The sequence below is a fragment of the Nostoc sphaeroides genome (genome assembly GCF_003443655.1).
Lineage (GTDB): Bacteria > Cyanobacteriota > Cyanobacteriia > Cyanobacteriales > Nostocaceae > Nostoc > Nostoc sphaeroides.
Genome location: NZ_CP031941.1, coordinates 4,091,380 through 4,118,328, shown reverse-complemented (window position 1 = coordinate 4,118,328; position 26,949 = coordinate 4,091,380). Strand labels below are relative to the sequence as shown.

General features: G+C 40.9%; 24 protein-coding genes. 11 read left to right on the top strand and 13 right to left on the bottom strand.

The window, feature by feature from the left end; all coding sequences use genetic code 11:
* Window positions 1-150: 150 nt before the first annotated feature.
* From D1367_RS18420 to D1367_RS18405, 4 genes are all read right to left on the bottom strand, one after another.
* On the bottom strand, window positions 151-900 hold the full coding sequence (locus D1367_RS18420; RefSeq protein ID WP_118167675.1) for a HEPN domain-containing protein: 750 nt from the start codon (window positions 898-900) through the stop codon (window positions 151-153).
* Window positions 884-1,948 (bottom strand): ParA family protein, encoded by a 1,065-nt coding sequence (locus tag D1367_RS18415; RefSeq protein ID WP_118167674.1) that lies wholly within the window; start codon window positions 1,946-1,948, stop codon window positions 884-886. Before D1367_RS18415 ends, D1367_RS18420 begins: the two co-directional genes overlap by 17 nt.
* A gap of 118 nt (window positions 1,949-2,066) precedes the next feature.
* On the bottom strand, window positions 2,067-2,684 hold the full coding sequence (locus D1367_RS18410) for a Uma2 family endonuclease (protein WP_118167673.1): 618 nt from the start codon (window positions 2,682-2,684) through the stop codon (window positions 2,067-2,069).
* A 165-nt stretch (window positions 2,685-2,849) separates the two neighbouring features.
* The gene (locus D1367_RS18405) at window positions 2,850-4,658 is read right to left on the bottom strand and encodes an ABC transporter ATP-binding protein (RefSeq protein WP_118167672.1); all 1,809 of its coding nucleotides are present in this window, start codon (window positions 4,656-4,658) and stop codon (window positions 2,850-2,852) included.
* Between the two features lie 627 nt (window positions 4,659-5,285).
* On the opposite strand from D1367_RS18405, the gene D1367_RS18400 reads away from it, so the two are divergent.
* Complete coding sequence (locus tag D1367_RS18400) at window positions 5,286-6,008, top strand: PPC domain-containing protein (protein WP_118167671.1); 723 nt, start codon at window positions 5,286-5,288, stop codon at window positions 6,006-6,008.
* 419 nt (window positions 6,009-6,427) lie between these two features.
* Here the strand turns inward: D1367_RS18400 and D1367_RS18395 are convergent, their stop codons facing one another.
* Complete coding sequence (locus tag D1367_RS18395; protein ID WP_118167670.1) at window positions 6,428-7,558, bottom strand: aldo/keto reductase; 1,131 nt, start codon at window positions 7,556-7,558, stop codon at window positions 6,428-6,430.
* A 488-nt stretch (window positions 7,559-8,046) separates the two neighbouring features.
* Window positions 8,047-8,544: a bifunctional nuclease family protein gene (locus D1367_RS18390; RefSeq protein ID WP_109012110.1), complete on the bottom strand. Its 498-nt coding sequence runs from the start codon at window positions 8,542-8,544 to the stop codon at window positions 8,047-8,049.
* A gap of 340 nt (window positions 8,545-8,884) precedes the next feature.
* On the opposite strand from D1367_RS18390, the gene D1367_RS18385 reads away from it, so the two are divergent.
* Entirely contained in the window at window positions 8,885-9,562 is a 678-nt protein-coding gene (locus D1367_RS18385) for a riboflavin synthase (RefSeq protein ID WP_118167669.1), read from the top strand.
* A 171-nt stretch (window positions 9,563-9,733) separates the two neighbouring features.
* Here the strand turns inward: D1367_RS18385 and D1367_RS18380 are convergent, their stop codons facing one another.
* Both D1367_RS18380 and D1367_RS18375 read right to left on the bottom strand, forming a co-directional pair.
* On the bottom strand, window positions 9,734-11,299 hold the full coding sequence (locus tag D1367_RS18380; RefSeq protein WP_118167668.1) for a M23 family metallopeptidase: 1,566 nt from the start codon (window positions 11,297-11,299) through the stop codon (window positions 9,734-9,736).
* Window positions 11,300-11,389: 90 nt separating this feature from the next.
* Window positions 11,390-12,208 carry a biotin--[acetyl-CoA-carboxylase] ligase gene (locus D1367_RS18375; protein ID WP_118167667.1) on the bottom strand — a complete coding sequence of 273 codons (819 nt, stop codon included), beginning with the start codon at window positions 12,206-12,208 and terminating at the stop codon, window positions 11,390-11,392.
* A gap of 77 nt (window positions 12,209-12,285) precedes the next feature.
* Here D1367_RS18375 and pgeF point away from each other — a divergent pair, with 77 nt between their 5' ends.
* On the top strand, window positions 12,286-13,092 hold the full coding sequence (gene pgeF, locus D1367_RS18370; RefSeq protein WP_118167666.1) for a peptidoglycan editing factor PgeF: 807 nt from the start codon (window positions 12,286-12,288) through the stop codon (window positions 13,090-13,092).
* Between the two features lie 236 nt (window positions 13,093-13,328).
* Here the strand turns inward: pgeF and D1367_RS18365 are convergent, their stop codons facing one another.
* The 3 genes from D1367_RS18365 to csaB all read right to left on the bottom strand — a co-directional run bounded on the left by D1367_RS18365 (window position 13,329) and on the right by csaB (window position 17,105).
* Window positions 13,329-13,781 carry a retroviral-like aspartic protease family protein gene (locus D1367_RS18365; protein WP_118167665.1) on the bottom strand — a complete coding sequence of 151 codons (453 nt, stop codon included), beginning with the start codon at window positions 13,779-13,781 and terminating at the stop codon, window positions 13,329-13,331.
* 77 nt (window positions 13,782-13,858) lie between these two features.
* Window positions 13,859-15,322, bottom strand: coding sequence for a glycosyltransferase family 87 protein (locus D1367_RS18360; protein ID WP_118167664.1), 1,464 nt, complete (start codon window positions 15,320-15,322; stop codon window positions 13,859-13,861).
* Between the two features lie 730 nt (window positions 15,323-16,052).
* Window positions 16,053-17,105 (bottom strand): polysaccharide pyruvyl transferase CsaB, encoded by a 1,053-nt coding sequence (gene csaB, locus D1367_RS18355; protein ID WP_181984876.1) that lies wholly within the window; start codon window positions 17,103-17,105, stop codon window positions 16,053-16,055.
* 189 nt (window positions 17,106-17,294) lie between these two features.
* Between csaB and D1367_RS30975 the strand changes: the two genes are divergently transcribed.
* The 4 genes from D1367_RS30975 (at window position 17,295) to hisA (ending at window position 19,181) form a co-directional block, all read left to right on the top strand.
* A complete protein-coding gene (locus D1367_RS30975) occupies window positions 17,295-17,510 on the top strand; it encodes a hypothetical protein (protein ID WP_181984875.1) in 216 nt (71 codons plus the stop codon).
* Window positions 17,511-17,745: 235 nt separating this feature from the next.
* Window positions 17,746-18,081, top strand: a complete 336-nt coding sequence (locus tag D1367_RS18345) for a DUF2499 domain-containing protein (protein ID WP_118167662.1) — start codon at window positions 17,746-17,748, stop codon at window positions 18,079-18,081.
* Window positions 18,078-18,371, top strand: coding sequence for a DUF3593 domain-containing protein (locus D1367_RS18340; protein ID WP_118167661.1), 294 nt, complete (start codon window positions 18,078-18,080; stop codon window positions 18,369-18,371). Before D1367_RS18345 ends, D1367_RS18340 begins: the two co-directional genes overlap by 4 nt.
* Window positions 18,372-18,407: 36 nt before the next feature.
* Entirely contained in the window at window positions 18,408-19,181 is a 774-nt protein-coding gene (hisA, locus tag D1367_RS18335; RefSeq protein WP_118167660.1) for a 1-(5-phosphoribosyl)-5-[(5-phosphoribosylamino)methylideneamino]imidazole-4-carboxamide isomerase, read from the top strand.
* 972 nt (window positions 19,182-20,153) lie between these two features.
* Here hisA and D1367_RS18325 read toward each other — a convergent pair.
* Both D1367_RS18325 and D1367_RS18320 read right to left on the bottom strand, forming a co-directional pair.
* On the bottom strand, window positions 20,154-21,233 hold the full coding sequence (locus tag D1367_RS18325; protein ID WP_118167659.1) for a coiled-coil domain-containing protein: 1,080 nt from the start codon (window positions 21,231-21,233) through the stop codon (window positions 20,154-20,156).
* Between the two features lie 53 nt (window positions 21,234-21,286).
* Window positions 21,287-22,270 (bottom strand): coiled-coil domain-containing protein, encoded by a 984-nt coding sequence (locus D1367_RS18320; protein WP_118167658.1) that lies wholly within the window; start codon window positions 22,268-22,270, stop codon window positions 21,287-21,289.
* 522 nt (window positions 22,271-22,792) lie between these two features.
* On the opposite strand from D1367_RS18320, the gene D1367_RS18315 reads away from it, so the two are divergent.
* The 4 genes from D1367_RS18315 (at window position 22,793) to D1367_RS18300 (ending at window position 26,919) form a co-directional block, all read left to right on the top strand.
* A complete protein-coding gene (locus D1367_RS18315) occupies window positions 22,793-23,545 on the top strand; it encodes a response regulator transcription factor (protein ID WP_118167657.1) in 753 nt (250 codons plus the stop codon).
* A gap of 53 nt (window positions 23,546-23,598) precedes the next feature.
* The gene (locus tag D1367_RS18310; protein WP_118167656.1) at window positions 23,599-24,915 is read left to right on the top strand and encodes a sensor histidine kinase; all 1,317 of its coding nucleotides are present in this window, start codon (window positions 23,599-23,601) and stop codon (window positions 24,913-24,915) included.
* Window positions 24,916-24,944: 29 nt separating this feature from the next.
* Window positions 24,945-25,613 carry a phosphate signaling complex protein PhoU gene (phoU, locus tag D1367_RS18305; protein WP_118167655.1) on the top strand — a complete coding sequence of 223 codons (669 nt, stop codon included), beginning with the start codon at window positions 24,945-24,947 and terminating at the stop codon, window positions 25,611-25,613.
* Between the two features lie 676 nt (window positions 25,614-26,289).
* Entirely contained in the window at window positions 26,290-26,919 is a 630-nt protein-coding gene (locus D1367_RS18300) for a Crp/Fnr family transcriptional regulator (protein ID WP_118167654.1), read from the top strand.
* The last annotated feature ends 30 nt before the right edge of the window (window positions 26,920-26,949 follow it).

The following is a 26,949-nucleotide window of genomic DNA, read 5'->3' as shown; positions in this document are numbered from 1 at the left end:
ATTAGATTTAGGGTTAACTAGCACCATAGTGATTTTATCGAAGTTGGTGGGGGATGGTGGGGCGATCGCAGTCTTCATCTCTCCACAACGATTGCCTGCCTATCTTACCCAACCAGTTAGTCAATAATATCTACTCTTGATTCACCAAAGCTACAAAATTTGATGAATACTCTCAACAAGCTGCTCAAGAAAATCAACTGTATCACCAACCATTGATTCGTCGATATACCAGCGATTACCTATGTTGAGGGTAGGATCTATATCTGCTTCATGAGCAATTTTGTTTCTGCGATCTACAATCAAACTAAGTTGTTGCTTAATATCTTTAGGAGATTTGCTCATTTTAGTAGCAACTTCATCCCACAATTTTTTATCTGAAATTTGTCTAATTGCATCAGCTATTTTGTCAGGTTGCTGGAAGCTTTGATAACTTAGACGTTCTCGAATCTCGTCTTCTAACCATGAAGTATTATTTAATCTGTTCAAAATACTATTTGATAGAACTGGAATTAAACCAGAAATAGTATAAGACTGCTGTAAAAAGTTAGCGCCATAAACTTGCTGTATGTCAGTCTCTATCCAAGAGGCGATATCTATAGCTATTCTCCTATCTTCACGAGCGCTTCCCAAGGAAACTTGAAAACGGGAAAAGGCTGATTGAGTACTATTACCTGAAGGTGCTGGTTCAGTACGTTGCCCTCGATGAATTTCCAGCATACCCAACGTGACAACTTCATGAATATAATAATCTAAAGCGCTAACAGTTAGAACCAGAGCAGCTCGTAAAATATCTGAAATATCTAGGACAGCAGTAGCTTGAGCCTTAACTGAATTATGAATAGCAATCATATCTCGAACGCGCTGAATACTAATACGAAATTGATCAAGCGCTGACTGCATAATTCTTGGATGATAGTGCAATAATTTTATCTGCTAAGTCAGAAAAAGTTTTTTTAAACTCCTCTTGCTTTGCTTGATTATTATCTAACACCTTGCCTTTTTGATCTAACTGTTCAGGTGTTAGCGCATAAATTGGTGTACTATGTTCCTGCGATAAGGCAATTAAACTGTTAAAGTTAGAAATCTTTGTCAAAGTGAAATTACCATTAATACCTTGGTTAGTATAGATATTATTAGGTAACAGCAGATTATTATCACGTAAAATTGGAATTAATTTAAAAGCAACTCTTCGCTCAATTTTTTCTATCCATGATTGAAATGCTGCTGTTTCTTTACCTCGTATAATTCTATAATTCTGAACAATAGTTCCTAAAAAGCGTAATGTAAATTCAGGAAAGGGATAAGCTGCTTCTTTTAATATAGGAAGTGAACTCGCCATCTTTGCCCAACTACACCATCTAGGTAAAATTCTAGATAGAGAATCAATTGCCATTACAGAGAAGAAATCAGCAGTTGTAGGCACTAAGAAAAAGTCACTGGTCATTAGTAAGTTCTGATTAATTGCTCCTAAACTTGGACTCATATCAATTAGAATATAGTCAGCATCAAATTTATTAGCAGTTTTTTCCAAAAGATCAGAAATAGAACCTGGCAGATTTTTAAGCGTCTGAATTGAACCACTAAGTTCTTGGGCGATACCTAATGTTACTTCGTATTCAGCAAACCCAACATGACCTGGTAACAAAAATAGACCCTCTTGACCTTGTATTGGAATACAATCTACAGCTTCGATAACCCTTGGTTGTGACTCAAAAGCAGGAGCTAAACCAGTCTTAATATTTGAAACTGTGTTGTAGATGTTTTCTATCCTTGTCTCATCATCTTCAGTTTCCTCTTTTAGAGCTATCCCTGTAAGATTACATTGTGGATCGGTATCTACAAGGATAACTCTCTTACCTTTGGAAGCAAGCATCCAACCTAAATGAAAAGTAGTTGTGGTCTTGCTGACACCACCCTTGTGATTAAATAAGGCAATCTTACAAACCATTTTATTTTACCTTTAAAACTGCTGAGTTTTTTGATGTACGTATTATTTTAAAGCCTGCATGACTTAAATATAGCTTTTAAAAAGCTTACATAAGACAAATGGATTTAGGAATTGCAGCTTACCCCAATCCCTCAACATCAGCACTTTCCCCTTCCAACTCAACAGGCTCAAACTTAACTTTGTTGTATAAATCCTGTAAGGAAATCTCAAAGGGTACGGTTACAAGTGCGATCGCTTCATCTTCTTCATCATATTCACGAAGTGCCCATTGCTTTTTCCCAGTTTTAGAAAATTGATCTACATGAATCTGAGTTTGGTCAATTAACAGGTATTCTTGGAAAGTGGAAATAGTGCGGTAAGCCTGAAATTTATCTTCGCGATCGTAGCCTTTGGTAGATTTTGATAAAACCTCAACAATAATCTGTGGATTCAGAATTATATCCTTTCGGTTGTTAAAAAACTCTGGTTCATCCGCCAGAATCATCACATCTGGATAAGTGTAGGTACGCTTTTGGGTTATCCATAGACGAACATCACCCATAAAAACCCGGTAGTTCTGCTTTTTAAAAGCGAAATTTAACTCAGTACTTAAGTTGAGTGCTATTTGATTATGATTTACTGTTCCACCCGCCATAGGAATTATTTCCCCATCAATATATTCACTTTTGTAGTCAGCAGCTTCTTCTAGCTCTAAATATTCCTCTGGGGTATAGTATCGCTGTTTTGTTATTTGCATAATTTTATCAGGGAGCAATGTTTAACGATACGGAGCGTCTAGTGACCCATATTTACTGAACAGTTTAACGTGGTTAGATAGAGTGTGCTTTGTACAAAGTGAGCGTAGGCGCAGCCGACCGTAGGCATCGCTATCTCAATTCACAAAGATTGCTAGCTTCTTTTCCTATTGATAACCAGCTGCTTGTAACAAAAACAATTTGGCATAACGTCCTCCTAGCTGTAACAGTTCTTCGTGAGTTCCTTGTTCTATAACTTCCCCGTTTTCTATAACTAGGATTTTGTCAGCCATTCGTACCGTTGAGAAGCGATGGGAAATCAAAAGTACCATCTGATTTTGAGTAATAGCGCGAAAATGATTGAAAATCTCAAACTCAGCTTGGGCATCTATTGCTGATGTTGGTTCATCTAACACCAAGATATCTGCTTGCGATCGCATAAAAGCACGAGACAAAGCAATTTTCTGCCACTGTCCCCCAGAAAGTTCCTGTCCTCCCTTAAACCAACGACCAAGTTGAGTCTGGAAGCTTTGAGGTAATTGGTCAATAAATGATTGGGACATGCCTTTTTCAGCAGCAGTTCGCCAGCGAGTTTTGTTTTCGAGATGTTCTACATCTCCGACGCCAATATTCTCCCCCACAGTGAACTGGTAGCGGACAAAGTTCTGAAAAATTACACCAATGCGACGCCGCAATACATCCACATCCCATTCTTGCAAATCCAAGCCATCTAAGAAAATTCGCCCAGAGTCAGGGGTGTAGAGTCGGGTAAGTAGTTTGATTAAGGTAGTCTTACCGGAACCGTTTTCACCGACAATTGCCAGTTTCTCTCTCGGTTTCAAATGCAGCGAAATGTTTGTCAACGCTGGCTTGGAACTTCCTGGATAAGTAAATGATACGTTCTCAAAACGGATACCATCTTGGGAATTTAAACCAATGGTTGCATTACCCCAAGATTTTGGTACTTCTTCTTCGAGAAAATCGTAGAGATTTGATAAATATAGGTTGTCCTCATACATCCCTCCAATAGAAGTGAGGGCATTGGAAAAAGTAGATTGTCCTTGGCGAAACACAGTGAGATACATTGTCATATCTCCCAAGGAAATCTTACCTTGCACTGTTTCCAGTACAATCCAAGCATAAGCTAGGTAAAAAGCACCAGTACTAACTAAACTTAGGAGATACCCCCAAAATCCTCGCCGCAGAGTTAAATCGCGGTCTTCGCCATAGAGTTGATTGAATAGGTTGCGGTAACGCCCTAGCAACATCTCTCCCAGTTGGTAGAGTTTGACTTCTGTGACAAAATCTTCTCTTGCTAGCAGATTTTCTAAGTAGTGCTGTTGACGAGTTTCTGCCGCACGCCAACTAAATAAGCGAAAGCCTTCTCCAGCAAACTTTGTTTCGGCAATAAATACAGGCATAGCTGCCAAAATCAGCACCACCACCGCCCAACCTGAGAAATTTACTAGCAAAATACCGTAGGTGAATAGGGAAAGAGCATTTTGCACTAACCCAAAGGTGCGGTTTACTAAAGAAAGGGGACGAACTGATGCTTCTCGTCGCGCATTGGTCAATTTGTCATAAAATTCTGAGTCTTCAAACTGCCTAAGATCGAGTGTTAGCGCCTTTTCTAAGATGAGTACATTCACTCGCTGACCCATTAGTGCCCGCAATAACGACTGACAAATGGTGATTCCTCGCTGACTGCCTGCTAGTAAAATTACAGCGATCGCTTCTAATCCTACATAAGATAGAGAAGGATAAATATTGACAAAACCATTGCTTTGTGAATGAACTTGAGAGGCAAATACCACTGCATCCACAATTAACTTACTGATGTAGGATATCGCCGCCGGTAAAAGACCAGCCACCAAAGTTAAACTCGCCAGAAGAATAGTAAGCGATCGGCTAGTAGTCCATACTAGGCTTACAGCCCGTCCACTGTAGCGAAAAACCGTCAGTGATTGGCGCAGGATATTTCTTTTTTTTTAATCTTCATCTTTCTTTGCGCGAGATACCCCAGCTTGGGCGGATTTTCCTAACTCTATATTAATCTTTATAAATTTTACCAATAAAGAACTCACAAGCCAGGAGTCAGAAATTTTATGATGAACTGTAGAGCGTAAGTAGTCGGACAAAAATATTTACAGTCATTGCGAGCGTTCGCGTTAGCGTCTCGAAGAGAAGCGAAGCAATCCCAGCCCTTGCGATTGCTTCATTCCGCTTCGCTCCATTCGCAATGACATTGTGTAATTAATTCTGTCTGACTACTTAGGTAGAGTATTGCACTTTTAAATGAACGCCAAGATTTGATAATTACTTACAGCACATACAATGCTAAAATTATGTTGCTAACACTCTAATTAGCAAGGGCAATGCTAAAAAGTGGGGTGCTAAAAATTAGGTCTATAAATCATCTATTTAATAGTGCATAGGCATAGCCCACACGGGGCATGGCAGCGAAATAGCTGTTTTTATTAAGAATATAGCTATGTCACTGTGAATGAAAACTGGATTTAACTTTGAAGCATTGCTCCCTTGGTTTTTCTATCTGCTTGGTATTCTGTATCAAAAATCATTTAGAATATCTCAGGAGTAAAAAAATGGCAGCAGAATTTAGCCTTGGTACACTCAGTAATACCCCAACCCTTGTTAGTAACTTTGTTGGCAATCTCGACCCGCAAGACACCTTTAGTTTCAGCCTACCTAGTAGCGATGGTAACATCAATGTGGCTCTCACTGGCTTGAGCGCTAATGTTGATGTCACAGTGTTCAAGGACTTGAACAGTAATGGAATTGTTGATGCTGTTGACACGCAGCTTGGTACTTCATCTCGTAGTGGCACCTCGGATGAAGCAATTAACATTGCAAACCAGGCAGCAGGAGCTTACGTAGCTCAAGTTAATCGGTTTTCTAGTAATAACAGTGGATATAATTTGAAGCTATCAACCACTGGCCTTACCTTACCCAGTAACCTCCTGACCAGCGATATCCCGGTTGGCCCTCTAACGAGTTCAAGAAGCTTTAAGGACTCCTTGAGCAACAATGATACCTCTGATATCTATAATTTCGTTGTGAACACGGCTGGCAGTTTCAGGTTTACTCTCGATCCGGTCGAGTCTGTTGATCCCGATCTCCGACTTATTCAGGATATTAATAGCAATTTAGTGGTTGATCCTGGCGAGGTTATTGCCATCTCATCTGTTGGTTCCGGCTCAAATGATGTAATTACCAATTTTTTGAATCGTGGTGATAACTACTTTGTCCAGGTCTATCAATTCTCCGGCGACTTGATTAACTACAGCTTGACTGCGACTCCTGTATAGCTAACGGTGAGATGATGTTTGAAAAGTAATAAAAAACCCCCTTGGAATCACCTATTTACACCTCAAACATCCCAAAATTGAATCATCATTGAATTTACTACAAAAAGGGAGAGGTTGCCGTTGGCAACCTCTCCCTAATTAATAATGATTATCATTTTAATTATCTTAGAACTTACGCACTGTACAAATTTATCGTAAGTTCAAGGGTTTAAGACCCCTACATCTATATGTAGCACCAAGGTGGTTTCATACAACCAGAGAAAAACTAAAACTGGGTTTCAAAGCCTCTCTCCGTTTCGGGGAGAGTTTAGAGAGGGGTAAAAAGCCATGCTACAAAACAAGAAATCAAGGCTTATGTATATTTTATTTTCTGAAAGTCCCTTAACGGATATTCTGAATTCTGACTCCTGTTTACATTTTTATCCCCACAATCTCCTACCTAGTTTCCCACTTAATTTTTGGTGAGCATCTTCCAACAAAGCTGGAATATCTAACTTTTCTGGACACCGAGGTAAACAGTCTCCGCATTCTGTACAGCGATCGCCTTTCATTCCAGGGAACCAATGACCAGCATTTTCAAACATTCCGTAACGATATTGCCCATAGTCAGTCATATCGTATGCCACTGCAAGATTTCGTAACCGCAACACCTCTGGAATATTGATATTTTCTGGACAGGGCAAACAAGCATAACATTGGCTACACTTATCATTTTTTAAAGCAACTTTTTGGTGATTTTCTAACCGTTCAAAAGCAGAATTTTCGGCTGATGTTAACTCTCCATCATCGTCAGCGATTCGCAAAGGTTCCCTTAATTCATTTGGGTTTGCTGGGCCGATACTCAAAGTAGTAATACGGCTATCAGCAAGTAAAAAGCGATAGTTTAATTCTAAGGGGAAATACGGTGAACAGAGGTCTTTTAGAGTTTGGGGTGGTGTGTAGAGCCGCCCTCCCTTATCAGCAGGGGAAATAATGAAAATGCCCATGTCCTTTTCGGCAGCTAGTTGAATCGCTGGTGCGTGCCGTTGGAAAAAATAGTAATAATGCAGATTGACAAATTCAAAATAATCTGTATTTATTGCAGCCTGAATTAGCTCTAATGACCCGTGGCTGGAAAAACCAACGTGCTGCACTCGACCATCAGCAATAGCTTCCTCTACGGCTTGCATACAGCCATTTTTGGCTTGCACCCACTCTAAATGCTGCCAAGTGTTCAAGCCATGAATACCTAAGCAATCTAAATAATCTAGCTGTAATCGTTCTAAGGATTCGTCGATGCACCGACGCATGGTGTCAGCATCTGCTGTGGCTGAAATTTTGGTAGTGATATAAAGCCTCGTTCGGGGTACTGACAACCCAGCTTTTAACGCCCTACCAAGATACTCCTCACTTTTGCCGTAACCTCTGGCGGTTTCTAGATGATTAATTCCTAGCGCTAAGGCTTGTTCAATGGTCTGGTGAGCATTTTCAAAATCAGCCAAGTAGCGCATTGTTCCCAGAGAAAAAACCGAGAGGTACAGATTCGTTTTTCCGAAGCGTCGGTATTGCATCTTTAAAAAGAGTTAGGAGTTATGAAGTTAGGAGCGATGCCCTGAGCAGTTCGACAAGCTCACTGTAACACCTGCCGTTCGCGCAGCGTCTCGTAGAGAAGGGTTAGGAGTTAGAAGAGTTAGGAGTTAGAAGTTGAAGGAAGTAATTCATAACTCTTAACTTTTAACTTTCAGGACTTACGCAAAAATTGCCGAAAAGCTTAATTTATCGAACCGCCAGACGCTCGATGACTCGCTACCGCTTCGCTATCGCGCTTCGCGTCTCCAAGAGTTGACGCCATCGCGCAGCGTCTCGTTAGAGAAGAACGCCAATAATTCGTAGAGTGTGCGTAAGTCCTAACTTTTTTTGCTTAGGAGTTAGGAGTTGAAGCAAAATCACTCATAACTCATAATTCATAATTCATAACTCATAATTCATAACTCCAAACTCCTAACTCCTAACTTCTAACTCCAAACTCCTAACTCCAAACTCCTAACTCCTAACTTTTTTAACTGTCGTCATTACCAAAGCGCTTAATCAAATCTTCAGGACGGAGATTGGAAACAAATTCACGGAAGGCTTGCTGTTCGGCTTCATCTGCATCACGATCAACAGGGATAGAAGCATCGGCAATCACTTCTTCCATTACCCAGATGGGGGTATTTGTACGGAGGGCAATAGCGATCGCATCGCTAGGACGCGCATCAATTTCTTTTTTGACCTCGCCTTGCTGAACTATTAAAGCTGCATAAAATGTATCCTTTTGCAGGGAATGAATGATCACCTTTTCTAGAGTCATATTCCAAGTCTCTAGAAGATTCACAATCAGGTCGTGGGTTAAAGGTCTGGGAGGCTTTTGATTCTCCAGCGCACCCATAATTGCCCTTGCTTGTTCCTGACCAATGTAAATTGGCAAAGCCCGCCGATCTGAAGAATCTTTCAAAAGGACGATCGGGCTGCGGGTTATGGCATCTAATGCTATGCCAGCGACTTTCATTTCAATCATTGCCTAAGCCTCTACAATGCTTTGAGAGCCTTGGATGCTATGTAATAAATAGCACCCATTTTGAGGCGGTTTTGTGACAGTAATAAACATAAGCATTCGTTCTCTATAATTGCTTCTATTAAACTCCGAACTTGGGGTGAAAACCAGAGTAAGTCAAATTGGTCTTCTTAGACAATAACCTTCTTACCCAAGTATGCCCTGTGAAGGATGCTAATGTGTTAATATCCCTATACAGAAAAAAGTCAGAAAATATACTTGGATGTTCAAGATTTCTGTGACAATTACCAATTGATTTCAAGCAAAAATAGGCAATAACTAGAGTTAGTTTGACAAAAAAGCCGTGTTTACAGGATTAATCCAAGCATTAGGAACGATGGAACCCTTGGGGGGCGATTCTTGGCAAATTACTTGTGTAAGCCATTCGTGTGAAGTAATTATGCAAGATTTGGCTTATGGTGACAGTGTTGCAGTAGATGGTGTTTGCTTGACAGTTGAAAAAGTTTTAAAAGACGGCTTTATTGCCACGGCTTCACCAGAAACGCTAGGCCGCACAACGTTGGGAGGTGAGCAAATGCAACAGAGATATGTCAATTTAGAAGCGTCGCTAAGGGTGGGCAGTAAAGTTGGCGGTCATTTTGTGATGGGTCATGTAGACGGCATCGGTCGATTGCTAGTGGCAGAACAAACAGCTAGTTCTTGGGAAATGACCTTTATTGCATCCAAGGCGATCGCACGGTATATTGTCCCCAAAGGTAGCATAGCTGTCAATGGCATCAGTCTCACAATAGCCGCTTATGAGCCAGAACTCTCTCAATTCAAAGTGGCAGTAATTCCCCTCACTTATGCCGATACAAATCTTCGCTATTTGGTTTCTGGAAGTTTGGTGAATCTAGAAGGGGATATTCTCGGCAAATACGTCGAAAAATTCCTTTCCCCTGGCAACCCACACATCACCACTGATGAAACTAGTATGGATGGCATTACACCCGCATTTCTAGCAGAACACGGGTATTTGTAATTAAAAAAGTTAGGAGTTAGGAGTATTGAGTTAGGAGTTAGGAGTATTGAGTAGAGACGCGATTAATCGCGTCTGTACAGGAGTATTGAGTAGAGACGCGATTAATCGCGTCTCTACAGGAGTATTGAGTTTTAAATTCATAACTCTTCACTCCTAACTCCTAACTTTCTTCTAACTTCCTGGTTCTCGGCTTACCTGAGCAGTTTGTAAGCCTCGCACTAACTGGCTGAGGGCGCTTTGTAATTGCACGCCTGGGTCAGTAGCAACCCACCCGTTCGGTGTCAGATGCCGAACTTCAAAGTGCAGGTGAGGGCCTGTGGAATTGCCGGTACTGCCAACTCGACCGATGACAGTTCCAGGTTGTACCCACTGACCAGGTTGAACAAAGATTTCTGACATGTGACCGTAAAGAGTTTGTTCAGCCGATTTGTGATTCAGGGTAACAGTTAAACCATAACCGCCCAACCAGTTAGCAGTTTCTACTTGACCAGCAGCAGCTGCTAAAACTGGCGTACCCGTAGGCGCACCTATGTCTGTACCAGCATGGAAGCGTTGATTACCTGTGATTGGATGAATTCGCCAACCAAATACAGAAGTAATGGTAGCGGGTATAGACAATGGATACATCATTCCCGTACCACTATATGCAACTCTTCCCGTGTAGGGAATTTGCGGCAATACTGATGCTAGTGAGAAGTCGTAAGCTACGTTGCTGGGACGGGGTGCAATGTTGCCATCTGCCATTGGTGGAGGTAAAGTACCGCCGCTCGGTGCGATGGGAGTTGCACTCACTCTCGTGGGGGTGAACTCGCTAGGACTTGGTATAAACCGATTTGGGTTAAATCCGCTCTTGGTGACACCGCTAGAACCACTTTGAGTTGGAGTAGCACGCCATCTGCTGGTGTTGGCAGTAGAAGATGCAATCTGCCGCACAGGTGGAACTACTGGTAATTGTGCATTTTGACTTCTTCTAAGCCAAGTAGGTGCTGGTTTACTATTAGAATCAGCTACACTCCTTTGGGGTGCTTTGGCGCAAACGCCGCCTAATACACTTTGCCCTGATGGCAAAATGGCTCGACAACCACTAGAGCGTTCTGTGAGAATTACAGAATTTGGTGCTTGATAAGTACCTGTGGCACCACTGTCATAACTATTAGGATCAATATAGGCGTTATTATAATCCTTGGTTTTTTCCGCCGTTGCACTGACAGGGCTGTTCGAGTTATTTGATGGTTGAGCAACTTCTGGAAGTTTTTCAGGTGCATAGCGCAAAGGGGTATTAGGTTTTTCCTGTCTCACCCGTGCAGGAGTAACCTGGGAGGCTTCTACCTTGGGTTTTGACTGTCTGATAATTACAACAGGTTCGGCAGCTTCGATTTTGGGTGTAGACTGCCTAATTGGCTCTTTTGATTGAGCAACCTCTGGCTTGGCTAATCTCTTTCTGAGTCTGGCTCGCCGTTGGGAAAATTCCGGTTGCGCTTGAGCCGCTTCCGGTGCAACAGCCTGGTTTTTTACTGGATTTGTAACTGCTGAAGGCTTGGAATTTTCAACTGTGGGAACTATGTTGTCTATTTGTGTTTCCGTTTGGGCAAACACAAAGCCGCCGCTAAGGAGGCTGACGCTACTCAGCCAACAGAGGCTCTGGGCTGGTAGTGTTGAAGCAAAACGTTTTTTTGTTAGACCTTGCTGCCATAAGTAATGCAAACGATGAGGGGCAGAATTATTGCGCTGCGTCATTTGTTCTCTCAGTTGTGTGTAATTAGCCTAAAGAGATGATGCTAGTGGTTTGTCTTGCCCAAAGAGCGGAATTTTGAACAAACCTCAAATTTAAACGGAAGATTTATGGTATCCCAAACTGATTGTACCGGGTTCAATATAAATTTCCGGTGTAATTAGTTCCTTTGTATTGTATGTTTCTAAATCAACTCGTAAATTTCCTTGAGATGTCACCCCAACTACTGTACCTGAAAGATTATTGATGTAGACGCGATCGCCCATGTTTATAAGCAAATCTAAATATCCAGACAAGAGTATGCTTACTCCTTCTTGAAAAAGACACTCCATACCGGATTCTATTCCCAGCAATACTTTAGAGGTGAGCATTTCTAGACAAGTAATCGGTCTGAAATCTTGAGAAGCTTGCCACGATTCCAGATTGATTCCAGTTTCGGGTACTGGGTTTGTCCAGTTAATACCAACACCAATTACTGCTTGAGTGATTTGTCCTTTGTTTACTTTGGTTTCTGTCAAAATGCCGCCTAGTTTGCGACCATTTAAAACTAAATCGTTGGGCCATTTTATCCCAACATCTACACCGCATTGGCGCAATTGAGACGCAATTCCCCAAGCAGTAGCAAAAGTTAGCTGGTAGCTGTCAGTAGCCTCTATTTTGTGGTCGAAAGAAATCGCCACGGAAACATATAATCCGCCAACCGGAGAAATCCACTCACGGCCCCATTGTCCCCGTCCAGCAGTCTGCACAGTTGCGATTACTACTGTTCCTGAAATTGCCCCTTGATTGAGTAAGTTCCAGAGGGTTTGATTTGTTGAAGAGACACTTTCAAAAAAGTGGAGGGAAAATGGTAAATATGTATACTTACGCGCTGCCTTCAAGGCTGCTTCCAAGTTTTGCAAATTAAATCCCACAGCAGTTAACCCAAATTCCGTTGTTCAAGTTAGCATTGATTGGCTAATGAGTGATTTCTGTTTAGGTTTGGTTGAAGATGCACACTTGGCACTGGCGCAATTGGGAAGGACTGCCCTATCTAACTTGTAGTATTCTGGAACATTGGCATCACGGCTTCTTTACCCAGCAGTTTTGGCCGCGATCGCCACAAGTTATCACAGAAGTATTGCAACCAGAGGCATCAGTCTATCGCTTAAAGCAGGTTCATGGCAATACTGTTCTCACCCCCCAAGAAGTTGAGAGCTTCTTAAGCTCTGCTGAGGAGGATTTAGCATCGGCAGATGGTTTAGTTAGCGAACAGCCTCTCCAAGCCGTTTGGGTAGCTAGTGCAGATTGTACACCCGTGTTGATTGGGGATGTGCAAACTGGACGGGTAGCAGCATTACACGCGGGTTGGCGAGGGACTGCTAAGAAGATTGTCCCATTAGCGATCGCTCGATTACAATCTCAAGGCAGTAAATTAGATGATTTACGTATTGCGATGGGGCCAGCGATCGCTGGTGAGGTTTACCAAGTCTCTATTGAAGTGGCTGCCGAAATCGGAGCTAGTATTATACCATATAACGACGAAGAAAAAATTGTTCAAGCATTACATCAATTACCAAATTCACCCTTACTAGAAGACCCCAATCCAGGAAAGGTAAGGTTAGATGTGCGGCGAGTCAATACCTTACAACTAGAAAATATGGGAATTAGTGTAGAACAAATTGCGATCGCACCTTATTGTACTTTCCAAACTCCAGAGCATTTCTTTTCTTACCGCCGGGAGAAAGAGAAAAAAGTTCAATGGTCAGGAATTGTTAGCGGTAAAACAAGTCAAAATAATTCGTATGCTCTGAAATAATGATGCTATGCTATGAGTTTTTATCAGGACTTACGGAAAAACTCTCTGCAACTCTTATTTCTTGGCATCCTTGGCGGTTCGTTTTTTCATAATTTTGCGTAAGCTCGACTTTATCCATTTTTCGGCAACGCTCAAGTTGACGCTGAAACCTTATTGATGAATCAATTTGCTCTGTACCTATTTAATTACGAATTACGAATTACGAATTACGAATTACGAATTATTTAGTTACTATCCTATATTCTCATCACAGGATAGTTAGGATGCTCAGGATTCGGAATAAGTCGCTGATTTCTACAGTCCACCAGTAAATCCAGCGTCTCAAGCACCGTTTGTCCAATCAAGACTATATCACCTGTAACCAATGTTGCTTCGGTAGTTTCTCGTCCTGTCAATTCAATAATTACGGGTTCAGTCACGCCTATAGATTCTTCGCTACCATTGGCGTATTGGGCAATCTGCTGCCCTCGAATTCTCAAACCAAGTTGCTCAACAATAGACATGGGTAGTACAGTACGTACTGCCCCAGTGTCCACTAATGCTTCAGTTTCATACACCCGCAACATATTTGGATTGAGCATTCCTCGGCTGACAAGCGCTTCATCAATGGCATTAGTGAGCTTGACTTTGACTCGAACTGCACCCATAGGTTGATTGCTGGCAGAATGGTAACGATTGAGATTTACCATAATCTGTATGTTTTGGAAAATTCTTTAATCTGCTTCTATAGTATCCCATGCTGCCCAAGCCTTTACTTGCTTTACACTCAATTCAAAGATTCATATTTCATCACCTGTTTTTGACGAACGGAACTAATCGCTAAAACTAAAATACTCAAAGTGATTCCTAAAACTGCATAACTCGGTAGGGCGAAGATAGTTATTTTCATAATGTATGGCAATTCCCCTGCTTTCACGTTCCATCGGTTTGCTAGAGAGTGGATAAGCCAGCCATGAATAACTGCTGTTTGCACTGCAAGACAGCAAACCCCTGCTATCCAAACAGACATTCTTCTCCTAGAAAATTTACAATTTCTAATCTGATACAGCAAATCATTTAGCAAAAAAACAACAGCAGATATTAACATAACAGAACTAGTTTCCTGCGAATAGGTGATGCCAATACTCAAGCAAGAAACTATTACCATTTCTGCTAAATATATTTTTTTTGACCAGTCGGTGAGAGATTGCTGTAGATACCAATACCAACCCGCCAAACCAAGAAGTATCAAAACAATTAAGTTTGACAAAAGCTTGGCAAAGAATGGGTTATTGGGAAGTAATCTCGGCCCTACAACCATCAAATCGAGACGACTAATCGATATATAAGGGCTAACTGCGGGATCGTTTTGCCAGAGGGAAAATCCACGAAATGCATCCGACACGAATTGTGTCAAAGAATTACCTGTCAAGGCTAGACCTAAAAATGCTAGACAAGTTACTGCGATCGCAGATACAAAAACTAGAGAGAACCGTCTTTTAAGTAGAAAATACAGAACGAATAATGCAGCTAATGTTGGTTTAAAAAGGGCAACTCCTAAGCAAATTCCTGCTGGAATATCCTGATTTTTTCTAGCTAATATAAACATCCATAAAAGAAGAACTGCAATAAAAATTGCAACATTCCCAACTTGAAGATCCCGAACTACACCATAAATCAAGGCAACCGAAATTGTGCAAATACTTCTGAAGACTCGTGACTTTGACTCTAGTAATATATTCGCTCCCCATAAGGCTAAACCGATTGCTAATATATGCATTAAAATCGAGATTTTAAATGCAGTATTCATCGAAAAATAACCGAGAAACCAGATAAGAGGAATAATATTAGGTGGATAGACAAACGGTGGAAGAGAGCCACACACTGTAGTTATGCTACAGAAAGTCTGATTAAAAATCTCGACATTAAAAGGACTCACATGCTGATGAGCCAATTTACTCGCCACATAATACCACTGAAAATCCCATAAAGGTGAATTTGGCTGGTTTAGGAAATAAAGTAGCCAACCTGTATAACAGAGGAATCTTGTAACGACTAATACAACACCTGCTTGGAGGAGGAAGTTAACAATTGGCTGACGAAAAAATTGTATCAACCGTTGCATCACTGAAGATTTTAAGAATAAAGAATTTTTCCAGGCTGCCTTTTCTTCGTCTAATCGCCAATTATTTTGGAGAACTACAGCAACTAAAATTACTATAATTAGGTTCCAAAAACCAAAGCTTATCATTATAATTATTTTTGCGTTTAGTAAATAATATCGCTAAAGTGAATTTGAATAATAAATATGAGATATTTTTATAACTACTTCATAAAATTTTTATAATTACTCACTTTCCGCCAAAAAAATGATTAACAAAAGCCGGAAAAGAGGTATTTAGGTAGATAGACAACATGATTATTTTGTACAGTGTTTAAATTCTATAAGTAGCAGGGCTATTTCATTCTCATCTAGCCCGCCTCAGAATAAATTCTTAGGCTAATAGCACTCATTCGTCTAAAGACGACTTCCAAAGGGTTTTAGTCCACCAAGCGTGGAGTTAGGCTAAAAGCCTGTGAACTTTAGTTCTGGGCGGTTTATGTCTAAAACGAAATAACCCTGCTATAAGGGAACTCCAAAAAATAAATTATTCCACATTCAAGTCGTTGACTGTTGACTGTTGACTGTTGACTGTTGACTGTTGACTGAAAACTCGTGAACCGTCAACGGTCAACAGTGAACAATAGCAATGGAATATTTTTTTACTTGGAAGTCCCTAAGTAGCCCTTTCAAGGTGACTGGTAAAATCTCTTTTTTTTCTCTCTGTGCTCTCTGTGCCTCTGCGGTTTAAAAGTGATTTTTCTAACCTTATTAGGCGCAGAGAACACAGAGTAAATAGATTAAAGAGGAATTTTTTTACCTATCTTGAAAGAGCTAGTTTTATAAGTTTTGCATTTTCTTCGCTCTACATTGTTTAACTTTACTTATTACATAAAGTGTCACTTAACAACTCGCGGTGCATAAATGCTCTATCTACTAAAAATTGTATTTGGTCTGGTGATAACGGATCGCCATTAGCGTAATGCTCCATCCAAGTCAGACTAATCAAATTCGGGTCATCTGGTAAACTAGCTAAATCCCATCCAGGCATTTGCAAGTCTTCCATGAGACGATTTACTTTAGGATCGTAACTAAGAGCAAAGCAGCGACAACCAACAGATGCACCCATAATCAAGCTGTGTAAACGCATCCCAATTGCCATTTCCACGCCGCGAAACACACCTTTTAAAAGTTGCGGATCTGACAAACACAAAATCTTGCTAACATCTTTAAGGTGTGGTTGAATGGCTTCGGCAATACTTAAATCTTCACTTTTTTGAAATGGTAATAATAAAATAAAAGTTTGCGTAGCTTTTTGGAAGTCAACCAAAGCACGAGTTAAGTTTGCTAGGCGTGTTTCTGTAAGTTGGGGATGCGATCGCAACGTTACCGCAACTCTCGGCGCAGGTAAATCCCAAAGTCCGGGAACTGGCTTAGATTCCAACGCCCAAACCGGGTCAGGAGCTATAATACAAGGAATTTGCCACTCAGATAATAAAGCCGCACTGGCGCGATCGCGGACACTAATTTTGGTACAATTGCCAAAGGTTTGCCGTGCCAGCCAACGAGTTTGCGGACGCACTAACGGGCCAATCCCCTGCGCCCAAGCAACAGTTTTCAAACCCATTTTCTGCGCCAATGCCATCAGTCCCCCATAATAAAACGGGCTAATGGTGCTGGTAACATCTTGGATGAGACTCCCGCCGCCCCAAATCAAGGCATCACTTGAGCGTAAAGCTTGCAGTACAGGTAAAAGAGCCATGCGATCGCAAGTTTCTACATTGTAGCGATCGCGCGTTTCCTCTGGATTACCCGAAAGTACCACAGGGGTTACATGAGATGGTAACATTTGCAAAAGCGTTGCCAACAAAGCTTCGTCACCACCATTACCTTTACCGTAATATCCAGACAATAACGCCCGTATCTTGACCATTTTGGATTTTAGATTTTAGATTTTGGATTAATAGTTATTGTTAAATGAATCTCTGTCCCCGATACAAATGGTAAACTCATTCCCAACTTCTACTTTGAATAGTGCAGAAGATAGTTAGAACCCCCTCTGAACTCGGAAGTTGAGCCTCTGAACTCGGACGTTGAGCCTCTGAACTCGGACGTTGAACCTTTGAACTCGGACGTTGAACCTTTGAACTCGGACGTTGAACCTTTGAACTCGGACGTTGAGCCTCTGAACTCGGACGTTGAACCTTTGAACTCGGAAGTTGAGCCTCTGAACTCGGAAGTTGAGCCTCTGAACTCGGACATTGAACCTCTGAACTCGGACGTTGAACCTTTGAACTCGGACGTTGAACCTCTGAACTCGGAATCTTTAAAATTCTAAAAGAACAAGCAAAGATTTTGTCTAAACAAATATAAAATTCAAGCTACATATCACCTTGACACCGCTACTCCTAACTCTTGTACAGACGCGATTCATCGCGTCTCTCTTGTACAGACGCGATTCATCGCGTCTCTCTTGTACGATTCATCGCGTCTCTCTTGTACGATTCATCGCGTCTCTCTTGTACAGACGCGATTCATCGCGTCTCTCCTAACCCCTAACTCCTAACTTTCTTATGCACGCCCTTTCGATTCCCACCTGGATTATTCATATTTCTAGCGTTATTGAGTGGATTGTCGCCATTTGGTTAATTTGGACTTACGGCGAACTCACCAATAATCGCAATTGGTGGGGATTATCCCTTGCCATGTTACCAGCTTTAGTCAGCGCCATGTGTGCTTGTACCTGGCATTATTTCGACAACGCCGAATCTCTAGAATGGTTGGTAACGCTTCAAGCTACCATGACCTTAGTTGGTAATTTTACGCTTTGGGCAGCAGCGTACTTGATTTGGCGTTCTACCAAGTCTCCTAATACTGTCGAACCAAAACCTATTAAATCAGAGCAATGATTTCTAAAGAAACCCTGTTTGCACTTTCACTGTTTCCCTATTTGGGTTTCTTGTGGTATATCAGCCGCAGTCCACAAATGCCGCGTTTAGCGCTGTATGGATTTTACGGCACTCTCGTCTTTGTTGCCATCACCATCCCAGCCGGAATTTATGCTGTATTGCATTATGGCGAGTCTTTAGCCAATGTAGATTGGTTGCACGGTGGTGCAGAAGTATTTTTGACCCTTTCTAACATCTTGCTTGTGATGGGTTTTGGGCAAGCTGTAAGGCAATTAAAAATGAAAAACTAGTGTTTGATTGCATTGAGTTATGAGAGGAAAAAGTAAATGGATGTAATTCCAGCGATTGATTTATTAGAAGGTCGCTGTGTGCGACTATATCAGGGAGACTACGATCGCTCGCAAGTTTTTAGCGAAAATCCTGCTGATGTTGCCAAACAGTGGGTAGATCAAGGTGCTACCAGATTACATATAGTTGATTTAGATGGTGCTAAAGCAGGTAAAGTAGTAAATCTAGGGGCAATTGAAGCGATCGCTCATGCGGTATCAGTGCCCATTGAAATTGGTGGAGGATTGCGCGATCGCACCAGCGTGCAACAAGTATTCAATCTAGGCATACAGTGGGCAATTCTCGGAACCATCGCCGTAGAACAACCCCAGCTAGTGCAACAACTATGTGAAGAATTTCCTGGGCAGATTATTATTGGCATTGATGCCCGTAACGGCAAAGTAGCAACTCGCGGTTGGTTAGAAACCTCAGAAGTTTTAGCAACCCAACTAGCTGTACAAATGCAAGAATTGGGTGCAGCCGCCATCATTTACACAGATATCCACCGTGACGGTACACTTATCGGCCCCAATTTAGAAGCTTTGCGAGAACTTGCAGCAGTAATTTCCATCCCGATAATTGCTTCTGGTGGGGTAAGTTCTGTCACCGATTTGTTGAGTTTGTTGGCGTTAGAACCTCAAGGCGTAACTGGTGTCATTGTCGGACGTGCCTTGTATACTGGGGATATTTTACTCAAAGAAGCATTACGAGCGATCGGGCCTGGCCGGATTCAGGATATCCCCCCCAATCTCGGTTTTTCTACCTTTGCTTGACATTTTTTGTCTTTGGTGAAACACTCCACACACTGTACTCGTTACTCCGAGTACAGTAGTGGTTCTCTGAACAAATTCTGGGGGTTTAAGTTGCATAGCTTCTAACAAGCGGTAAGTTTTATGGCGGGATATAAATCCCCCTTGCAAAACTTAATTACGAACTTGTGCCGAGCGAAGTCGAGGTATTACGAATTACGAATTACGAATTATTTTAACCAGTCCAGCTATTTGTTTTAGCTACATAGTGAACGGTACGGAGGATGAAATGGTTGTTACACTGCAACTGCGCCAGAATCGACGTTCAACCAGAGCAGTGCTTGACATTGCGCGAGATCAGTTGGGTAGAGTTTGAAGCAATTCTAGAGGAACTTGGAGAACAGTGAAGGTTTCTACAGGGGTAACATTAAGTACTAAGTTTTTTTAGTTAAACTTAAATTTTTTGTGATATATTTCTGTAATCAGCAATACCCGTGATGTAGATAATATTGTAGTAAATTTTAAAATTTAATATTATGTCTAGTCAAGAACAAAATTCCAATCAAGCATTTAAGCAAACAAAAGCTACCGGAACAAAGAAGAAGAAACCACAGCCTCCCGCAGACATCAAAAAACCAAGCAAAACCGAATAAAAAGCATTATATAGTGTTTTCTAATCATCATATAAGGTACATCATAAGCCCCCTCTCAAAGAGCTTACGGTGTACACACAAGTCTTAATCCCCCCGATACATTGGGAAAAAATAATAAATCTAATTCCCTCCCCTTTATAAGCGATGCCCTGAGCTTGTCGAAGGGGGGAGGGTTAGGGTGGGGTAAAACCTTGGTTAATCAGCTATTTTAAACTTGTGTGTACACCGTAGCTCCAAGAGCAGGGGTGAGGTTCTTTAGCTACTCAACCGAGAACAGCTATAGTTACTTGTAGAGACTTAAATTAAATTAAGTCTCTACAATTGTCATCAAAAATAAATTAGCTTATTTGTTTTTCGCTTGAGTCTTAGCTTGCTCTAAAGCTATTTCTTTAATAGCCTGATATGAATTAACATTTGAAGTACCTTCAATAGCTTTAACTGCCAAATCCTGAACTTGTTTGAGAGCAGATTCAAGTTGTTTAGAAAGATTTTGAATCCGCGTCTCTTGATTAGTAATAGTTTGTTCTAGAGATTGCAGTCTTTGTTCATAGAAACGCTTTTGCCCTTCCACTTCTTTAGAATATAAATCTGATTTTACTTTAGCTTGATAGTGGGCGATGCCTTTACCTTCTTCTGTAGCTTTTTTGATAGCTGCTTCTTTATCTTTCGGAAAAGCCTCTACCTTTGCTTTTAATTCTTCAAATTGTTTCTCTCTCTCAGAAATTGCTTTCTCCCGTTCAGCCCACTGTTTTTCTGTTTCTTGTAGTAATTCTTCCAGTTGCTTATATAGCGCTTTCTGCTCTTGTTCGTATTCGTCACTTTGCAATTGTCGCTGGAGTTCTAAATTATACTTATACTCTGACGCATCGCGTTGCCGAGTTTTATTCAAATTTTCATTCCGTTGTTTTATCGCCCGTTGCTGTTCCTCTTGTTCTTTTCCCCAAGTATTCTTTTGCTCTAATATTTCTTGAAATAACACTTCAGAACGCTGGCTATATTCTTCCTGATAAGCTTTAGTATTATCTTCATAAGCTTGGATGAGAGTATCTAAAATATCATCAGAAATTTCTAAATTATGCAGTTGTGTTAATTGTTGAATTTCTTCTTCTAAAGTTCGCCTAATTTCTTCTAATTTAGAGGCTTTTGTGGTTAGCTGTTCTGATAATTCATTAGCAGCACTGCCAAAACCTAATTGAATCTTCGCCAAGCTTTCAATTGTATTGTTCATCTTCTGTTGGACACTAGAAAGCTGATTCATAGGTGTTTTTTGTTCTAATTTAGGCTGTTCTTGAGTTCCAGACTGGTTTTCTTTAGCAACTTGTTCGAGTTGCGATTTCAGCGCTGCTTTTTCTTTAGCTAACTCCTCATACGCCTGAAGAATTTCTACTTTAGTATTTTTATCAGTCGGCTTTTTCACCACCACAACAAACCTCCTCTTCAGGAATTAAAAATTATTAAGATGCTACAGACTAATAACTACTTAGGATTAGAACTACCAAAAGCCCTCATAGCTAAGTCTTGTGCTTGTTTTAATGCAGTTTGCAATTGCTCAGAAATACCTTCTATTTGCTCAGACTGTTTCTTAATTATTTCTTCCAAAGATTGAATTTTTTGCTCATAACTTTGTTTATTGGCTTCCCATTCCTTTTCAAATAAATCAGCCTCAACTTTAGCTTTTTGGCTGGTTTCTTTAATCGCTTCTTCCCTAGCTTTTTTAATGGCTTCTTCTAGTTCGTTAGGAAATTTAGTTACCTTTTGTTCATAGTCTGCAAAGAGTGGTTGACGTTCAGCCAATATCTTTTCTCGTTCTGCCCAATCTTTCTGTTTATTTTGAGAATTTTCTTGTATTTCCCTTTGTTGTTGGCGCTTTATCGCTTCATAGCTATCTGTATTTAGTTTACGATTAGTTTCTAACTTATACTGAGATTCTTCTTGTTCTTGCTGGCGCTCTTTGGCTAATAAATCGTTATATGCTTGAAGTTTCTCTTCATACTCTGCTTGCTCTTTTTGCCATTCTTTCCGCCTGATTGTAATTTCTTTCTCTAGTGTTTCCCTTTTGCTGATAGTATCTTGTTCTAGGGTTTTTAATTTTTCTTGGTGTTCTTGACTTAAAATGTCTAGAGTATCTGCTACAATTCTGATTTGTTGAAGCTCTTGTAGGCGTTGAGTTTCAATTTCTATAGCTCGGTTCAATTCATCTAACTTAGAATTTTCCTGAGCTAGTTTTTCAGATAATCCATTGAGAATACTGCCAAACTCCAATTGTAAATCAGCTAAACCTTTGACAATACTATCAACCGTATATGCAGAAGCTGTTTGCAGAATTTCTTGACTTTTTGCCTTTTCTGCTTCCTCTTGTTTGGTTGCTATTTTAGATTCGAGCTTTTTTCTTTGGATAATAATTTGTTGAAATGCTTGCATTAGTTGTTGTTTGCTGTCCTTGACTCCAACTGTAGTCATCTTCCAACTCCCTTCAATAGGCAATGATTTATTGGGTAGCAAGCCATACCAATGACTACCCTATGCAGACATCAGAATAGCTTTAAAATCTACATTTTTAACGCAGTGTAAATACTGAAAGATCAGCAGAGGACACTTAGGTAAGCTGTTGGACAAATAACCTTGCATATTATCTGGAAGTAAAACTATTCTGGGGTGAGCATCTTGCCCGCCCTGGTTATGCAAATTAAAAGTACATTAGCTTATTACATACAAACGAAAAGCGCTACAGTTTTCTTTTTGAGATTTTATAGTATATTTGTACTAAAGTAAATATACCCAACTTAATCTGCTTTTGTCAAGACAATTAAAAGCTTGCAGCCACAGTGATTTTTGATTTAGCAAGGTGCTGTGGCTTATGTTACTTTTTGTAAAGAAAATCTAAAGAATCAACCCTAGTAGAAGCGTGGTTGCAGTAAAGCTAGATAATAGATTCAATCATCCTAATTGATACAAGCACAGTCCTAGACTTTTGTGATATCAATGTATACCACTGAATCGACCAAATATTCTGCTAGAACGGAGATTGGGCAAACCAGCCGAATTCTAGTAGTAGAAGATGAAGAATTAATCCAGGAAATGCTAGCTGTAGCCCTTGAAGAGGAAGGTTATGGGGTGACAACAGCACCCGATGGGCGGTCTGCTATCGAGTATCTCAAAAGTTTTGAAACCAATTCGGGGGAACTTCCCTTTGATTTGCTCATTCTTGATTTGATGCTGCCGCAAATTAATGGGCTAGATATTTGCCGTTTGCTGCGTCATCAAGGAAACCCAGTACCAATTTTAATGCTGAGTGCTAAGGGTAGTGAAACTGACCGCGTTTTGGGGTTAGAAGTGGGAGCAGATGACTACCTGACCAAACCCTTTAGTATGCGCGAGTTAGTGGCTCGTTGTCGTGCTTTACTCCGCCGCCAACGCCTAAGTAATTTACCACAAGTACCAGTATTAAAATTCAAGGATATCACCTTGAATCCCCAAGAATGCCGGGTGTTAGTTCGTGGTACTGAGGTGAATCTTTCCCCCAAAGAGTTCCGCTTGCTGGAACTGTTTATGAGTTACGCCCGCAGGGTATGGTCACGGGAACAATTGCTAGATCAAGTTTGGGGGCCAGATTTCGTTGGCGATAGTAAAACTGTAGACGTTCACATTCGCTGGTTGCGCGAAAAATTAGAGCAAGACCCCAGTCATCCCGAATATCTTGTGACTGTACGAGGTTTTGGCTATAGGTTTGGATAATTAGTTGGGATAGTTGTTAGTTTTTAGTAGTCACCAAGAAACTAACAACTCAAATGCTTTTATTGGGATTTTTTCTGGGTTTAGCGGTAGGCATTGGGTTTTGGATTTGGCAACAGGTTCAACTTAACCGCTACCTGGGGCGCTTACTCGGGCCGTTAACCTCGCATTCTTATAAGATGGGACTGCTGCTGATTCCGGGGTTGCGGCAGAAAATAGCGATGGTGAAGCAGCACCAGCAAGATTTGCAGCAGTCGTTGCAAACTTACCAAGACCTCCTAGATTTTGCACCAGTGGGATATTTGCAGGTGGATGAGGAAAATCAACTGCTGTGGTGCAATCAACAGGCGCAGGAAATTTTATATTTGCACTGGAAACCAGAACAGGTGCGTTTGTTACTGGAGTTAGTAAGGTCTTATGAACTTGACCATTTAATTGAGCAAACTCGTGATTTGCAAAAACCACAGACGGGAGAATGGATATTTCATCCATCTTGTGATGATGCAGCAGAGATGGCAACAATAAAATCTTTGGCTTTGCGGGCATCTAGCTTGCCTTTACCCAATGGACAAGTAGGAGTATTTTTAGAAAATCGTCAACCCCTATTAGATATAAATCAAGTACGCGATCGCTATTTTTCTGATTTAGCACACGAACTCAGAACGCCACTAACCTCAATTCGCTTGGTTGCGGAAACTTTACAAACCCGCTTGGAAGCACCTTTAAATCGTTGGGTTAACCGCCTAATGCAAGAAGTTGACCGGCTGATTAACTTGGTGCAAAGCTGGCTAGACCTCACCCAAATGGAAGCAAACCCAAACATGCAATTGCAAGCCAAAGCTGTAGAATTGCGATCGCTAATTACATCGGTTTGGGAAACACTAGAACCCTTAGCAGTGCGTCAACATCTGTCTCTTTCTTATTCTGGCCCAGAAAATCTTTGGATTAAGGCAGATCAAGCCCGGATTTACCAAGTTTTTCTCAACTTGCTAGACAATAGTATTAAATACAGTCTTCCTAGTACAAGTATTCACATTGAAGCGAAAATCTTATCAACAAAGGATAATGATGTTGCTTCCCCAATTATCGAAATAAATCTTATTGATTCTGGAGTCGGATTTTCTGAGGTAGATTTACCCCATGTTTTTGAGCGATTTTATCGAGGAGATAAAGCGCGAACCCATTCCTTACAAGATGGTAAGTCTATAGGGGCGATCGTTGGCAATGGATTAGGATTAGCGATCGTTGAGCAAATTATTCTCGCCCACGGTGGTTCAATCAAAGCGATGAACCATCCAGAAACTGGTGGTGCGTGGATGCAACTTCAATTTCGTGAAGTTATGGCAAACTTTTTAAGCCAAGACTATAGTTAATAGTAATCTTCACCTTTAAGATAACAAGTGTGAAAGCTGTCCATTACAGTTCTAATCCTCAAATACCCGAACTAGCACGCGCCATTAGGCGCTTAGAACGGGATGTATTACGCATGGGTGCTTTGGTAGAACAATCATTTCGCCTCAGCCACCAAGCGTTATTTGCTCGTAACTTAACAGCAGCTGAGGAACTTCCGCGATTAGATAAAAAGATCGATCGCTTTTATCGTCAAATTGAATCAGACTGTACGGCGATTATGACGCTACAAGCGCCTACGGCTCAAGATTTGCGCTGCTTGAGTGCCTTTATGCAGCTGGTGCGCGACTTAGAGCGCATTGGCGATTATGCTGAGGATTTAGCTGAGATTGCGATTAAAATTTTTCCTTACGCGCCTCATCCGTCAATGCCCGACATTGAAGCTATGTCCCTTCACGCGCAGTCGATGCTAGCAACTAGCTTGAAGGCTTTGGGAGATTTAGATGAAGGTGGTGGACGCCGTTTAAAGCACTTAGATGATACTGTAGACGATGCGTATGATCGCGTTTATCAGACCTTAGCCCAACAACGCGATGTACCTGGTGTAGTCGAGCCTATTGTACTGCTAGCACTGGCAATTCGTTGTTTAGAACGCATGGCAGATCATGCCACTAATATCGGTCAAAGGGTATCATATATTGTCACCGGTCAACGCTCTTAATTGACGCTTCATGAATCCACAGGCTTTAGCCACTACCTCTACAAACAAAGGCTGACGAAAGCTACTTAGTACAGCTTTGCCTAAAGCCGTGGCAAATTAGTTAAATGCTCCAAAAGCGCAGACTTTTTAAAATTGATTGGCTACGAATTTATCAAATTCTTAAAAATAACTCCAATGTAGGTTGGGTTGAGGAACGAAACCCAACATTTTCAAAGATTTGTTGTGTAACACTAAAGTCATTGGTGTCAACTTAACGTAAAAGCCATGTCCCGCAAGGAACTGAAGTTCCTTGGCTTTTAGCTAAAGAAATTTATTTCTGGGCGGGTCAGGAAGCTAACAGTTAAGCTATTTTTAGCTTAAGTTGACACCAATGGGCAGTGCCGTGCCCTTACACCTCGCTCAATAAGTTAACTAAATATTTTACTAAAAGCTTACCTATTCTTAAACTAGCACAATTAGAGTAACAGATAAACAACTGAAAAATTCAGGTCTATCTTACTGATAAATACCTCAATCTATAAGTTGTTTCTAGAAAAAAAATTTAGAGTTAGTCTCTAGCTCTAATTAAGAAGAATACACTGCAAATTACATAGGTAAAAATTTATACAAATTATTAGAGTGTCTTAATGATTGGAAATAGCGAGATTCCCTGATAATTATTGTGTAGTTACCCTTAATGATGTATTCCACAACTCCTACTTCAAACTCTTCTGTCCTGTCAAACAACTCTGCTTTGGGCGGACAATTACCCCAGCAGATATTTACCCGTAGAGAAGTAATTCCATTTCAAAATGATGTACTTTGGCGGATTGAGCATGGTGCAGTTCGGACTTTAACCTGGAGTGAAGATGGAACATTTATCACTCTCGGTTATTGGGGACTAGGGGATCTGATTGGCTATCCTTTATCTAGAGTCAAGCCTTACCAGATTGAATGTCTCACAGGCGTGGAAATAAGCATTGTGCCACCTCATTTGTGGCATCAATATATTAATGGTTTGTTGTCTCATATTCAACAGGCAGAAAATCTACTAAGCATTGTGCATAGAAAACCAATTTCGCTACGCTTATGGCAGTTTTTAGTGTGGTTAAGTGAAAAATTTGGACGTGATGTAGAGAAGGGTAAGCTAATTGATTTAAATGTTACCCATCAAGATATTGCTGAAGTGTTAAATACCACGCGAGTAACAGTTACCCGACTCCTACAACAGTTGGAGGAAGAAGGAACAGTTTTACGTCATAAACGCCGTATTATTTTGCGCTTACCAAATAAAATAATTCAAAATTATAGTTCAGCACTAAATTAAAGGACTTGTATTTATCACAGTATAAAGGTA